At 71.3% G+C, this 13,817-nt stretch carries 12 protein-coding genes; 6 read left to right on the top strand and 6 right to left on the bottom strand.

Annotation, left to right across the window (positions count from 1 at the left end):
• Positions 1-126: 126 nt before the first annotated feature.
• Positions 127-1,248, bottom strand: a complete 1,122-nt coding sequence (locus ACF08B_RS29035; protein WP_392320099.1) for a PP2C family protein-serine/threonine phosphatase — start codon at positions 1,246-1,248, stop codon at positions 127-129.
• A 322-nt stretch (positions 1,249-1,570) separates the two neighbouring features.
• On the opposite strand from ACF08B_RS29035, the gene ACF08B_RS29030 reads away from it, so the two are divergent.
• Together ACF08B_RS29030 and ACF08B_RS29025 are read left to right on the top strand one after the other, a co-directional pair.
• Positions 1,571-2,734 carry a transaldolase family protein gene (locus ACF08B_RS29030; protein ID WP_392320098.1) on the top strand — a complete coding sequence of 388 codons (1,164 nt, stop codon included), beginning with the start codon at positions 1,571-1,573 and terminating at the stop codon, positions 2,732-2,734.
• A gap of 147 nt (positions 2,735-2,881) precedes the next feature.
• Positions 2,882-4,138, top strand: a complete 1,257-nt coding sequence (locus ACF08B_RS29025) for a M23 family metallopeptidase (protein WP_392320097.1) — start codon at positions 2,882-2,884, stop codon at positions 4,136-4,138.
• Between the two features lie 25 nt (positions 4,139-4,163).
• Here ACF08B_RS29025 and ACF08B_RS29020 read toward each other — a convergent pair whose 3' ends face one another.
• A complete protein-coding gene (locus ACF08B_RS29020; protein ID WP_392320096.1) occupies positions 4,164-4,574 on the bottom strand; it encodes an ATP-binding protein in 411 nt (136 codons plus the stop codon).
• A 516-nt stretch (positions 4,575-5,090) separates the two neighbouring features.
• On the opposite strand from ACF08B_RS29020, the gene ACF08B_RS29015 reads away from it, so the two are divergent.
• Complete coding sequence (locus tag ACF08B_RS29015; RefSeq protein ID WP_392320095.1) at positions 5,091-5,402, top strand: hypothetical protein; 312 nt, start codon at positions 5,091-5,093, stop codon at positions 5,400-5,402.
• Between the two features lie 62 nt (positions 5,403-5,464).
• Here ACF08B_RS29015 and ACF08B_RS29010 read toward each other — a convergent pair whose 3' ends face one another.
• On the bottom strand, positions 5,465-6,307 hold the full coding sequence (locus tag ACF08B_RS29010; protein WP_392320094.1) for a hypothetical protein: 843 nt from the start codon (positions 6,305-6,307) through the stop codon (positions 5,465-5,467).
• A gap of 427 nt (positions 6,308-6,734) precedes the next feature.
• On the opposite strand from ACF08B_RS29010, the gene ACF08B_RS29005 reads away from it, so the two are divergent.
• A complete protein-coding gene (locus tag ACF08B_RS29005) occupies positions 6,735-8,006 on the top strand; it encodes a phosphatase PAP2 family protein (RefSeq protein ID WP_392320093.1) in 1,272 nt (423 codons plus the stop codon).
• A gap of 112 nt (positions 8,007-8,118) precedes the next feature.
• Here ACF08B_RS29005 and ACF08B_RS29000 read toward each other — a convergent pair whose 3' ends face one another.
• The 3 genes from ACF08B_RS29000 to ACF08B_RS28990 form a co-directional block, all read right to left on the bottom strand.
• Positions 8,119-9,360, bottom strand: coding sequence for a PP2C family protein-serine/threonine phosphatase (locus ACF08B_RS29000; RefSeq protein WP_392320092.1), 1,242 nt, complete (start codon positions 9,358-9,360; stop codon positions 8,119-8,121).
• Between the two features lie 78 nt (positions 9,361-9,438).
• The gene (locus ACF08B_RS28995) at positions 9,439-10,713 is read right to left on the bottom strand and encodes a PP2C family protein-serine/threonine phosphatase (protein WP_392320249.1); all 1,275 of its coding nucleotides are present in this window, start codon (positions 10,711-10,713) and stop codon (positions 9,439-9,441) included.
• Positions 10,714-10,893: 180 nt separating this feature from the next.
• Positions 10,894-11,388, bottom strand: coding sequence for an SRPBCC domain-containing protein (locus ACF08B_RS28990; protein ID WP_392320091.1), 495 nt, complete (start codon positions 11,386-11,388; stop codon positions 10,894-10,896).
• Between the two features lie 279 nt (positions 11,389-11,667).
• Between ACF08B_RS28990 and ACF08B_RS28985 the strand changes: the two genes are divergently transcribed.
• Positions 11,668-12,621 carry a YihY/virulence factor BrkB family protein gene (locus tag ACF08B_RS28985; protein WP_093471855.1) on the top strand — a complete coding sequence of 318 codons (954 nt, stop codon included), beginning with the start codon at positions 11,668-11,670 and terminating at the stop codon, positions 12,619-12,621.
• 132 nt (positions 12,622-12,753) lie between these two features.
• Complete coding sequence (locus ACF08B_RS28980; protein WP_392320090.1) at positions 12,754-13,740, top strand: Ig-like domain-containing protein; 987 nt, start codon at positions 12,754-12,756, stop codon at positions 13,738-13,740.
• The last annotated feature ends 77 nt before the right edge of the window (positions 13,741-13,817 follow it).

Below are 13,817 nucleotides of genomic sequence, written 5' to 3'. Positions count from 1 at the left end.
CATGAAGGGGAGAAATGATCGGAAACCGTCACGCGGGCACCCTATCCCGAGCACGGTCCCCGCAGGAGGCAACTCCGTGCCGGGGCGCAGGTGTCGTACGCCGGGTGTCCGGGCCGTCGGCCGGGGTCAGCCGGCGGGGCGCGCCGACGGGGCGGGGATCGCGGCGTCGACCCGCTCGACCAGGATCAGGGCCGCGTCGTCCTGTCGGCGGCCTCCCCCGTGGCGGAGGAGGTCCTCGCGCAGGGTGTCGAGCAGGACCGCGCCCGTGAGCCCGGTCCAGCGCTGCAGCCGCCGGAGCAGGGGGTAGAACGTGCCGTCGTCGGCTCGGCATTCGGTCACTCCGTCGGTGTACAGCAGGATGCGGTCGCCCAGCCGGAAGGGCCTGGTCACCAGGTGGTGCCCGGCCTGGGCCAGGTCGCCGAACCCCAGCGGCAGTCCGCTCACGGACGGGGTGAGGGGCACCGAGCAGCCGCTGCGCAGCAGGAGCGGCCGGGGATGGCCGAAGTGCACGATGCGCACGACTTCCTCGGTGGGGATCTCGACGATGACGGCGGTGGCGAAACACTCGGAGAAGGCGCCGGCCGAACGCGCGTAGCGCTGCGTGCTGTCCTCCAGGCGCTTGGCCAGGCGGTCCAGTGACCTCTCGGTGTGCGCGGCCTCCCGGAAGCAGGTCAGCAGTGCGGCGGCGGCGTCGACGGCGGGCAGGCCCTTGCCGCGGATGTCGGCGATGAGCACCCGCACGCCGAAGGCCGTCTCCAGGCATTCGTAGGCGTCCCCGCCGATGCGTGCCCGGTGGTGTGCGGCGAGGTACAGGCCGTTCAGTCGGACCGGTCCGAGGCGTTCGGGCACCGGGCGCAGGACCACCCGCTGGGCCGTCTCGGCGATCAGCCGGACGTCGGCCAGTTCCTGTTCCCGGCGCAGCCGGACGGCTCCCGCCCACATGGCCGCCAGGGACACGGCGACGATGCAGATGATCGTGCCCAGGGACGGGGCGTCGAGGAGCCAGCCGTGGAGCCATGCGACGAGCAGGGACGTCAGGCTGGTGAGCAGCCCGACGCAGGCTATGCCGGTCACGGTGCAGGTGGCCGCCGCCAGTGCGGGTACGGCCGCGAACACGGGTCCGAACCGGGTGTGCGAGGGAGCCCAGAGGACCAGGACGGCCGAGACGACCAGGGCGATGAGGGGCACGAGGATCCCTACGGTCGCCCCGTACGCCACCTCGCCGACCGCGCGCCGGGCACGGGGCATGTGTGTGCGCTCCTGTACGAGCACGGGATCTCCTGTTCAACGGGCTGCTGACGCGCCTCCGTCGGGGGATCGGCAGTGGATCCGGAGGGCGTCTTCACGCTAGGCGCGGCACCGGACGCCGCTCGTGGCCCGTCCGGCTGTTTCCGCGGACAGGGGGCCGTCCTCCGAGCGGCGGACCGGCCGGGTCCACCGGTCGGCCGACGGCGGCGTTCCCCCGATCGGCCGACACCTGTTTCAGGAGCCGGGTCCCTCCGCCGGTCCATTCGGCGGCCCGGGCGGCGGGCCTAGCGTCGAGGCATTCCCACTCACACAGGAGGACGACATGCCCGATGTCTTCGCACGCCTGGCCCGGGAGGGCGTCTCCGTCTGGCTGGACGACTCCGGCCGGGCCCGTCTGGACGCGAGCTCGATCGACGTGCACGTACGGCGGGGACGGGTGTCCGGACTGATCACCGATCCGGCTCCCACCGCCCTGTTGCGCTGCCTGTACGCGAGCGGCGTCGGTACGCGGGGGCCGATCGGCGGGGCGGCGGCCGACAGGACCCCTTCGTGGTTCCCCGCTCCCGCCGTGCTGCGCGACATGGGGGCGGCGGATCTCCGCCTCTCGTGCGATCTGCTGGCGCCGGTCCACCGGGACAGCGGCGGCCGGGACGGGTACGTGAGCGTCGCGCTCTCCTCCCGGACCACGAACCGTGCGACCGACGTGGTGAACGCGGCCGTAGCGCTGCGCACACGGGTCGGACGGCCCAACCTCATGATCCGTATCCCGGTCACGGACGCGACCCTGCCGGCGATCTCGGCCTGTCTGGAGCTGGGCATCCCCGTCCAGGCGACCGGGGTGTTCAACCCGCTTCGGCACGAGCAGGTGCTGTCGGCCGCGTGCACGGGCCTGGAGCGGGCCCGGGACCGCAGGCAACGGCTGAGTGACGTGGCCTTCGTGGTGTCCTTCTCCCCCGGCGCGGTGGACGTCGCCGTCGACCGGTGCCTGGAGCTGGCGGGCGGAGCCGAGGCGGCCGCGCTGCTGGGCACGGCGGGGCCGGCACTGGCCCGCCTCGCTCAGGAACGCCAGGAACGGCTGCTGGACAGCCCCCGCCTGCGGCGGCTGACGGCGGCCGGAGCGCTGCCGCCGCGCCTGCTCTGGCTGTCCTCCGTCCCGGCCCGGTCCGCGGACACCCGGTACGTCGAGGAACTGGTCTGCCCCGGCACCGTCACGGCGGTGCCCGAGAGGTTGCTGAACGCGGTCGCGGATCACGCGTACGTCAGCGGGGACCGGGTGCACGGACGTTACGGCGACGCCCGTCGCCGGCTCGGCCTCCTCGCGTGGTTCGGCGTCGAGCTGGACGGCCTGACCACGGCTCTGGAGCAGGAAGCGGCCCGTAGGACCCGTCGAGGACGGATACCGGCCACGCCGGTCGCCACGCCCGACGCCTCCCGGACGGGTACGGCACACGACGGGGTGCGCCCCGCGGCGGGCATCGCAGCCTGAGGCGAATCGGGCTTCCACGCACCGGGCCGGTCCATCAGGCCCTTCACGGCATGCGGAAGCCCCTCTCGCCGGATAGGCTCTTTTCCCGCTTTCGCACGGGACATCGGTTCTCCCATCGCAGATGGGCTCTTCCCCCGGGAATCGGTCATGCGCAGAACGCAGAGGACAGCTCGCGGTGGTGCCGCTGTGGCGGCCGCGTCGCTGCTCGGCGCGGGGCTCGGTCTCACACCCGCCGCCGCGGCCGCGCCGCCGGCCGGCACGCTCTCCCCCGCGTCGAGTGCCGGGCAGGACGCGATCACACCGGTCACCGCGTCCGCGACGACCGTCCCCGTCCCCGTGCGGGGCACGGACGGCAGGACACACCTGGCGTACGAGCTCACGGTGGTCAACGAGAGCACCCTGCCGGCCACGCTGACCGGGGTGACCGTGCGGGATCGCGACGGCCACCGCACCCTGCTGAAGCTGACCGGCGACTCTCTCGAGGCGCACTTCCGACCCTCCGGTTCGGCCCCCGGCGCCAAGCCCACCGACCAGTTGTCGCCGGGGCGTCAGGGACGGGTCTGGATCGATGCCGTCGTACCCGCCGGCACCTTGTTCCCGCTGCGGCTCGGCCACCAGGTGTCGGTGACGTATCCGAAGGCCGTCGGCCTCATCCCCGGGCATGTGACGGAGTCGGTGGCGAACCTGACGGTCCCCGACCGGCATCCGGTCGTCCTGCGTCCGCCGCTCGGCGGCGCGGGCTGGCTCGACGGCAACGGATGCTGCGACCAGGTCACTCCGCACCGGGGCGCGGGTTCCCCGCTGAACGGGTCCACGTACTTCGCCGAGCGCTTCGCGATCGACTTCGTGCGCCTGGGCGCCGACGACCGGCTGCGCACCGGCGCGGTGGACAAGGTGAGCAGTTATCCCTACTACGGCGTTCCCGTCACGGCGGCGGCCGACGGTGAGATCGTCTCGGTCGTCGACGGTCTGCCGGACTCCACCCCGGGCCAGAGCCCGGCGAACCTCCCGCTGAGCGACTACGCGGGCAACCACGTCGTGGAGAAGCTGCCGGGCGGCGAATATGTGCTGTACGCCCATCTCGCACCGGGCTCGACGGGCGGCAGGGTGCGGGCCGGTCAGAAGGTGGCGGCGGGCACGCAGATCGGACAGCTCGGGAACTCGGGCAACAGCGACGCCCCGCATCTGCACTTCCAGGTCATGAGCGGACCGGACCCGCTAGCCTCGAACGGACTGCCGTTCGTGTTCTCCTCCATGTCCCTCCAGGGCGAGCTGAACGGCTCCATCGACGGCCTCTTCAGCGGGAAACCGGCCCGGATCAGCCCGGCCCCGGCCCAACGGGCCGACGCGGACGACAAGATGCCCCTCTACCTCGACCAGGTCGGCTTCCCCGCGAACCGGTGACCTCCGGGTTCCCCCCGGCCCGCCCTCATGTACGGCTGGTGAAGAACTCGGTCCAGACGGCCTTGCCGTCCGCGTCGTGGCTCTCGTACCCCCACGCCGCGGAAAGCGACTCCACGATGAGCATGCCGCGCCCGCCGGTGTCACCTTCCGCCGGCTGCCGGACACGAGGCGTGCTCAGCGGGTCGTCGTCCTCGACCTCGACCCGGATGAGGGTGTCGTCGGCGTCGATACGGACGTGGAAGAGATGGCCGCCGTCCTCGGCGCGGGTCCCATGGTTGACGGCGTTGGACGCCAGTTCGGAGACACACAGCCGCACGTCGTCCACGCGACCGGTCACCTGCCAGGCTTCCAGCGTTTGCTCGGTGAAAGCCCGGGCGGCCGCTATGGACTCGGGGACGGCGGTGAACGAATGCTCCGCGTGTTCTTGCTTGTGCATGGCATATGTCGCAATCAGGGGGCGCAACCGTACGGCATGCGTGTCCTTCTCTTGTCCAGAGCCGACGCCGGTGAAACGCCTGTTCTCCGTGCGAACGGCGGCGCTGCCGTTCTGCCCACCAGTACGCCTCCGAGGGCGCTCGGACCGCCTCGTCCGAACGGCTGACCCTGCGGGGGACTCGCGTCCATGCGGGTTGCAGTTGCCGCTCGGACGAGTCGAAACGGCGACCGCGACCGTTGTGCAAGGCACCCGATACGCCGCCAGAAAGGCCCCGCCATGCAGCGCACGACCTTCTTCCTCGCCCTGGGCGCCCTCCTCAGCGCCGCGGCCACCGGGTTCCTGGCCACCACCGCCATCCGGAACCACCACGAGCATCACTGACCTGTCACCGAGGGACGAGAGCCGCATCGCCAATCCAAATGCGCGCCGCCCACGTATCACGTGATGAGGTGACCTCGGGCCGGCCCGTCTCGTGCCGCCGAGGTCGTGCGCGACGATGGAAGAAGGCGTATACCCATGCGAGCAACACGCTCGACGCGTCTCGCCGTGGCGTCCGCGGTCGGCATCGTGCTGGTCGGCGGCGCCACGATCGGCGCGGCGGGGACGGCCGCGGCAGCGACCCCCGCCGTGCACACGAACGTCGGCACCGACTGGTGCGGCGGCGGAGGCGACTGGAACCGCTGGTGCTTCGACCACCACGGCGACCGCTTCGACAACCGCTTCGACAACCGCTTCGATCACCGCTTCGACAATCGCTTCGATCACCGATTTGATCACCGCTTCGATCACCGCTTCGACCGGGGCGGCGTCGTGATCATCGTCCTGTAGCCCCCGCCCCGGGGACCCGCGCGGTCGCCCTCCTGCCTCCGCCCGGACGCCGCCTCGACCGGCTACGGGTGCTCGTAGAGCTGAAGCACGCCCGCGAGCGAGAAGCAGAGGGCGCCCGTGAGGGTGCCCCAGTTGGCGATGTCGGCGTTGACCAGGCTGCCGGTCGCCGGGCGGGTGTACGCGGCGAGTGCGGAGACCATGAAGAGGACGGAGCCGAGCTGGTTCACGGCGACGATCCACCAGCCCAGACTGTGCGGGTGGACACAGGGCCGGCCGTGGCAGAGCTCGACGAAGCCCAGGTGCCCCGAGACGAGGAACAGTACGCAGCCGATCACGTCGGGCACCCAGATCAGCCGGTTGACCTGCTGGACGCTCAGGCCCTGGAGGAAGGAGTCCAGCAGGTTGACCGCGAAGACGAGCGTGCCCAGGAAGAGGACGAAAGCGCCCAGCCAGTCCACCCGCATCGGCTCGTAGCTCCACCACCGCCAGCGGCGGGTGGCGAGTCGGCCTGCCCCGGTGGTGTCGTGGCGGGGTGCGTTGATCACCTGGAGCAGCGAGACATAGCCGCCGGTGTTGAAGAACAGGCCGCCCGCGAAGTAGATCGACGCCAACTCGGTGGCGTCGCCCGACCCGTACAGGGCGAAGCCGGCGCCGGCCGCGAAGAGGCCCCCGCCGATGACGAACGCGGCCGCCGCGATGACGTTGAGTCTGCGCAGCCGGCCGAGAGCGGCGGCGTCCGCACGGGTGCGCCGGCTCTCCGTCCCGCCGGGCGGGCGGACGGCGAGTGCTCCGCGCCGTCGTGCGGTCCGCGACTCCCACACCGCCTCCCCGCCGCCGGGCAGCGGCCAGGTGACTTTGGTGACGAACGGTCCCGCGCACTCGGCACGCTGCTCAGGCTGCCCCACGCGCCGAGCCTAGACATCGGCCGGGACCGCAGGGCTCACGAAACGCCGAACCGCGCGTGGGTCGCGCTGGGTAAGCTCGCACGCAATTGTTCTCAGCCGTGCGGGGAGGGGTCGTGGCGGACCAGCCCGGTGCGGACGGGGAGGACGGCGAGAGGGCGGGGCTCGGCGCCGGTTGTCTTCTCCGCGGTCGATCCCCCGTTAAACCCGCGCGACGTCCCCCGATAACATGTTCGACTTATGGCGATCGACGTGGACACCGGCCCTTGCACCGGGTAAAAGCACCATCCAGCTCGATCGGCAACTTTCATGGACAACATCTACTAAATCGGCCGGACAATTGACACCAACAACACCGCGGGTATGTGGGCGAATAGAGTGGAGATCCGCATTCGCCGCATGGCGCCGGCCGCGGGCGATCCTGTGGACCGTGGCCGGGGCCGTCACCGTCGGCTTCCTTGTCGCGCTGGAGATCGCCGCACGCCACTACGGCCTGCCCGGGCCCATGACGAACCAGGCGAAAGAAGTCGTACTCGCGCCCAAATCGGGGCCGCTGCTGTACGCCAGCATGGCGTTGATGATGGTCGTGCTCCCCTGGCGGCAACGGTTCATCGCGGCCGGTGTGGCCGTCGGCATCGACATCGTCTTCTTTCTGGTGCGGTGGGCTGTCGACGCCAAGATGATGTTCGGCAACGGCGCGCTGTGGGTGGTGCTGGGCTGTGCGGTCGTCGCGGTCACACGACGCACCGGCCGGGAGCGCGCGCTGCTGCTGAAAGGCGTCGGGCTGGCGCTGCTGCTGGTGGCCGGCCGCAAGACGGGTGACACCTGGCTGCTCATCACGTCGAAGACCCGCCCGACGGTGCTGGACCAGTACGTCGCGACGGCCGACCACGCGCTGGGCAACCCGTCCTGGGTGGTCGGGAGAGTGGTCAGGGCCACCGGTCCGGTCGGCACCCATCTCCTCGACTACGTCTACATCCAGCTCGCGGTCGCCGCGGTCGTCGTCGCGCTGTACCAGTTGCGCGACGTGGCGAAGGAGGGCCGCTTCCCGAGCCACCACCTGGTGCGCACCTTCCTGGTGATCGGCCTCCTGGGGCCCGGCATCTACATGCTCTTCCCCGTGGTCGGTCCCGTCTTCGCCTACGGCCCGGGCGCCACCGGCACCGGCGGTCTGCACTGGGCGGTGGGCGACCTCTGGCCGAACACGCCACCGGTCGGCGCGCCGCACCCGATGCCCTACGACGATCTCACCCCACGGAACTGCATGCCCAGCCTGCACACCGCGTGGGCCACCGCGATCTTCATTCATTCCCGCAAGGCCCCACGCGCTCTGCGCATCGGCGGCGCGTTCTGGCTCGTCGCCACCCTCGGCGCGACTCTGGGTTTCGGCTACCACTACGGAGCCGACATCATCGCCGGCGTGGTGTTCACGCTCACCATCGAGGCGGCTCTGCGTTCGGCCGCACGCGGCTGGGATCGCGCGGGAATGCAGTTCGTCGCCTACGGAACAACGGTTTTCGGCGTGCTGCTGATCTCGTACCGCTATCTGCCGGTGGAGATGGCGAAGCACCCGTGGGCGTTCGGCCCCCTTCTCGTGCTGGCGACGGCCTGGGTGATCCAGGGCTACATACGGACCACCAGAACGTGGGAACCCCAGGTCGCCCCGGCCGTACAACCGGAGCCTCAACCCGAACCCGTCTGAAGCCTGCCGCACCGAGATGTCGACCGGGTGAATCACCAGTGGCGGAACACGGTGTCGAGGGAAACGGAATGAGTTCGCCGCTGCTCCGGGGCCGGCACCCCGGGCCGTTCGGCTACAGGCGGACGACGATCAGGGCGACGTCGTCGCGTCCGCCGTCGGCCACGCCGAGCCGGGTCAGGAGGGTGTCGGCCAGTTCGTCCGGGCTCATCCGCGCGTGGCGGCCGATGACGTCGGTGAGGCGGCGCAGCCCCACGTCGATGTCCTCGTCGCGGCGTTCGACGAGTCCGTCGGTGTACAGGACGAGCGTGTCGCCCCGGTTGTACGGCACCGTGACCTGGGGGCGCTTGTCCTCGTCCAAGGGCACGCCGAGCGGCGGATCGGTGGCCTGGTCGAGCAGGACCGTGGTGCCGTTCGGCTGGGTCAGCACGGGCGGCAGATGGCCGGCGCTGGTGTAGATGACGCGCTCGGCACGCGTGTCGACCACGGCCTTGACCGCGGTCGTTGCCAGAGCGCCCTCGCAGGTCTGGGCGTAGCGGTTCAGGACGTCCATCGCTCTGCCGGGTTCGTCGGTGGCACGGATGGCCGCGGACAGCGTGCTGCGAAGCATGCCCATGACGGCGGCGGCGTCGAGGCCGTGGCCCACCACGTCGCCGACCGCGACGGTGTACCGCCCCTCCGGCAGGTCCACGACGTCGTACCAGTCGCCGCAGACGTTGAGTGAGCGCGCGGCCGGCAGGTAGCGCACGGCGATGTTGCGGTGCTCGGCCAGGTCCGGGGTGTGCAGCATGGACTCCTGGAGCCTGAGGGCGGTCTGCCGCTCCCGGCCGTGGGCGTCGCGGAGCTCGTCGTTCAGGCGCTGGAGTTCCTGAGCCCGCGTGTACAGCTCGGCCTCCATCGCGGCCCGCTCGCCGCACGGGTCGTCGGGCCCCGCCCGCAGGTCGCGGCTCAGCAGGAACTCGGTCATGTCCTCGACCCGGTGGATGATCCACGCGACCTCTCCGTCGGGCCCCAGAACGGGCGTGTTGATCGGCGACCACCACTTCACCTGGAAGACGCCCGGACTGCCGGTCACCGGGACGTCGTACTTCTGCACCGCCATGGTGTCCGGCCTCCGCGCGGACAGGACCCGTTCCAGGGATGCGCTCAGATTGCGCACGCCGTCGGCATGCGGGTCGGCGGGATTGTCGGGATGGACGTCGAAGAGGTAGCGGCCGATCAGCTCGTCCCGGGTGCGGCCGGTGGCCCGCAGATACGCCTCGTTGACCTCGGCGATCACCAGGTCGGGGCGCAGCACCAGGTAGGGGCTGGGCGTCACGGTGAACAGCGCCCGATAGTCGATCCGCGATGTGGTCACGGCCGGCCTCCCGTCGCGCCGCCGGATCCCGTACCAGAAGTATGCGCCCGGGGGCCGCCCGCGAGCGCGCCCGAAGGTTCAGGGGCGCGGGCCCGCGCCGCCGCCGAGTCCTCCCGGCGCCAGACCCGTCCACTCGGCTGCCACGGTTACCGGCTCCGTGTGCGGGCCGATCCACTCGCACAGCAGCACGGTGGCGTCGTCCTGGAGACGGCCTTCGTGGTACTCGAGCAGGGCGTGGATGAGGCGGCGCAGGGTCTCGGGCACGGGCAGGCCGTCGGCGTGGTGGCGGATGAGGAAGTCGGTGAAGCGCTCGATGCCGAACTCCCGGCCACCCGGCCGGCGGGCCTCGGTGATGCCGTCGGTGTACAGGACGACGCGGTCGCCCGGCTGGAGGTGCTCCTGGCAGACGGTGGTGGGCAGCCCGAGGTCGGTGCCCATGGGATGACCGGGCGTGCAGGCCAGGCGGGTGGTCCAGCGGTTGTCCCGGATGACGATCGGCGGGTGGTGGCCTCGGTTGACCCACTGCAGGACGCCGGTGCCGGTGTCGAGGGTGGCCAGGATGCCGGTGACGTACCGCTGGTGGTCGTACTGCTCCAGCAGGGCCGCTTCGACGGCATCGGACCTGCCGACGAGGTCGGCGCCCTGGCGGCGGGCATTGCGGTAGGCGCCCAGCGCGAGCGTTCCGGACAGGCCCGCGGCGGTGTCGTGGCCCATCGCGTCGAAGATCGCCAGGTGGACCAGGGGGCCGTCGACGGCGTACTCGAAGACGTCGCCGCTGATCTTGTAGGCCGGTTCCAGCGAGGCGGAGATGGCCACCCGCGCGTCCGCATAGGTACGGGGAGGCAGGAGGTTCCACTGCATCTCCGCCGCGAGGCTCATCGGCTGCGCCCGCACCCGCTTGGCCAGCTCGTCGCTCGTCGGGCGCTTGCTCACGATGATCAACGCGATGAGCGCGGCCAGCGCCTCCATGTCCGTGCGGGTCGCGGCGTCGTTGCGGCCCGCGCTCACCCGGAGCAGCCCGATGCGTTCCGTCCCGTCCAGCAGCGGTACCCACCACTCGAAGACGTCCTCACCCGCCGACGCGGCGGCCAGGACGTCGCTGTACTGGTACGCGCGTCCCGGTACGGTCCCCTCCACGTGGAGTTCGGCCTCGTACTGCCCGCCGGTCGCCTCGTCCCCGGCCAGCAGGCGGAGGCTGGTGCGCTGCAGGTCCGCCACGTAGATGAGCACCCGGTGGAAGCCGGCGGCCCGCGCGCATTCGGAGGCCTTGGCGGGCAGCATCTCGACCGGCATGAGGTGGCTGGCGCGCAACAGATCGGCGAGCATCGCCCGGCCTCCCTCGCCGCTCCCCACCTTGCCGCTCCTCGCCGTCACCGTCCACCTCCCGTCGTCGCCGGTCCGACACCAGCACACACGTCTCCCTCACTACGAAACACCAGGAAGCGGCGAACGCGCACGAGAACGCGGGCGCTGCGGCGGGGCCGCGACCGGAAGTGACGGTGGGGCCGGGCGGCCGGCGTACCCGTGTGCCGGCTACGCGGAGGCCTTCAGGGCCGCCGGGAGGCCGTTCAGGCGGAGGCGGACGGCACCCCGCAGATGGGCGAGGTCGGCGGCGCCGTCGCCGGTGGGTACGAGGAAGGCCGCCTGCTCGGTCCAGGTCAGCGAGGTGCCCCGGCCCTCGGGGGTCAGTTCGACCGTCACCAGCGAGGTCCAGCGCAGGACGTCGTCGACGAGTGACTCGTAGCCCTGGACGATGCGCCTGTCCGGCACGATGTCGAGGTAGCGGGAGCGGTACTCGACGCGTTCCTCGGTGCCGTCGAGGTGGCGGAAGGTGCCGCGGGCCCGATCGCCGCCGCCGATGCGGAAGTCCAGGGTGTACGTAGCGCCGTGACCGGGGAGTCCGAACCAGCGCCGCAGGACCTCGGGATCGGCGAACGCCCCGTACACCGCCCGGGGTTCGGCGTCGAGGTGCCGGGTCTCGGTGAAGGCGGTGTGCTGGACGGCCGTCACCGTTCGCGCGTGGGTCATGATCGGTGAACGCGGGGCCGGCGGCCCCCATTCCCGCCCGCGACGGGTCCGGCCGCCTCAACGCCGTTCGGGGACGGCCGTGTTCCGGCACAGGCGTCTCGCGCAGACAGCACGCGCGGCCGGGGACGCCTGCTCTTCGGTCGAGCGGGCATACGGCGTGAGCCGGGGGACGAACGCCGCCGGCGACCGCCGTACGCCCGCTCGACCACAGGGGGAACCATGCCGACCGCCGCGACCCGGAGAACCGCCGGCCCTCCGCAGCCGACGCGGGAGAAGTGAATGGGTACCGCGACGAAGGTTCCCGAGACCCGGGACATGAGCGGCGAGGAACTGTCAGGCGACGAGGCGTGGGCCGCCCTGCGCCGCTACGGCGGCTGGTCCCTGCTGCGTGACGCCTTCACCCGCTTCCGGTACGCCGACGGCTTCAGCCACTCCCGGGCCCTCGCCCTGCAGACGGTGCTGGCCGTCATCCCCCTGACGATCGCCTTCGTCGGTCTGTCGGCCACCCTGCACACCGAGACGCTGGGCAGGCTGGCCGAACTGACGATCCACCGGATCGCCCGGGGGCCCAGCGCCGGCGTCGTCGACGACGCCCTCACCCGCGGCCGGCGCACGGCCGGTGACGGCGCCGCGGTGGCCCTCTGGCTCTGTGCCGCCTTCTCCCTGGTCAACGTCACCACCGCGATGTGCCAGATCGAGCGGGGCGCCAACCGGATCTACGGCAACGAACGCGACCGTCCTTTCCGTGCCAAGTACCTGCGCGGCCTGCTGATGGCCCTCGGCGCGGGGCTCCCGCTCGGCCTCGGGTTCGTCGTCCTGGTCGCCGGTGACGACCTCGCCGCGGCGGCGGTGGCGGTCTACCACCTCGACGACAGCGCCCGGACGGCCTGGGACGTCCTGCGCTGGCCCTTCGGGCTGCTGCTGGCCCTCATCTCCGCGAGCACCGTCTTCCGCCGCTCCCCGCGCCGCAGGCAGCCCGGCTACACCTGGCTGGCGTTCGGCGCGGCCGTCTACCTGATCCTGTGGATGACACTGACCTGGCTGCTGACCCTCTACCTGAACGTCAGCGGCTCCTTCGACACGATCTACGGCCCCCTGAGTGCCTTCATGTCCTTGCTGCTGTGGGCCTACCTGACCTCCGTCGCCCTCTTCCTGGGACTCGCCTTCGCCGCGCAGCTGGAGGCGGCGCGCGGACGGCGGCCCGAACCGATCCGGGCCGACCCCGGAGTGTGAGTGCTCCTGTGCGGGCACCCGCCATTCTTGGGACACGTTTTACGCAACGCACGCAACTGGGTCCGGTCCCCTGTCTGTCTGACAGGGAGTCGGGCCCATGAGGGCCGAAGGGCTAGAGAGCGGGGGCAGGTCGTGGGACGGCGCAAGGGCGGCATAGGGATCGCACTCGTCACGGCTGCGGTGCTGGTGGGCGCGAGTGCCTGCGGCGGGGGCGGTAGTGACAAGGCGGGCGGGGACGACGCCAAGGCGTCGGGCAAGCCGGGTGCGAGTGCCTCGCCCTCGCCGAAGAAGCCCAAGGGGCCGCCGATGCTGCTGGAGACGATCACTCCGCAGAGCGGAACCACGGTCGGCGTGGCCATGCCGATCTCGGTGGTCTTCACGAACCCGGTGGCGGCGAAGGCACGGGCGAACGTCGAGAAGCACTTGAAGGTCAGCACCTCGCAGCCGGTCACCGGCGCCTGGCACTGGTTCGGCGACAAGCGGGCCGACTGGCGGCCGCAGACGTACTGGCCCGCCGGCACCAAGGTGAAGATCGACGCCGACATGACGGGCGTCGGCAACGGCAACGGACGCTACGGCGTGCACGGCTACACGCACACCTTCAAGATCGGCGACGATGTGCGCGCGGACGTCTCCGTGACGGGCCACACCATGAAGGTGACCCGCAACGACAAGACGGTGCGCACCCTGTCGATCAACGCGGGCAGCCCGCAGTACCCGACGTGGAACGGCACGATGGCCGTCATCGACAAGCAGGAGAAGGTCCACATGACCTCCTGCAGCGTCGGCATCAGCTGCGACAAGGGCAGCCCCAACTACTACGACCTCACGCTGCCCTGGGACGTCCACCTGACCCAGTCCGGCACCTACGTGCACTACTCGACCGGCGACCCCAACCCGGGCAGCGGCAGCGCCCGCGGCTCGCACGGCTGCGTCCACCTGTCCATGTCGGACGCCAAGTGGTTCTACGGCCAGGTCAAGCAGGGCGACCCCGTCACCATCACCGGCTCGTCGCGCGCCAAGGCCCCGGCCGACAACGGCTATGCGGCCTTCAACCTGAGCTGGGACGAGTGGCTCGCGGGCAGCGCGTCCGGGAAGGGAACGACCTCGGCGCTGTGACGTCCTGAGGTGACGGGCGGATCGTCCGCCGCTCCCGCGGTCCTGTTCTCCTCCCGGAGAGCGGGACCGCCGTCCTT

This window comes from Streptomyces sp. NPDC015139, assembly GCF_043079785.1.
Taxonomy (GTDB): domain Bacteria; phylum Actinomycetota; class Actinomycetes; order Streptomycetales; family Streptomycetaceae; genus Streptomyces; species Streptomyces albidocamelliae.
The sequence above is the reverse complement of the archived record's forward strand: the minus strand, read 5'-3'. Positions and strand labels throughout refer to the sequence as shown.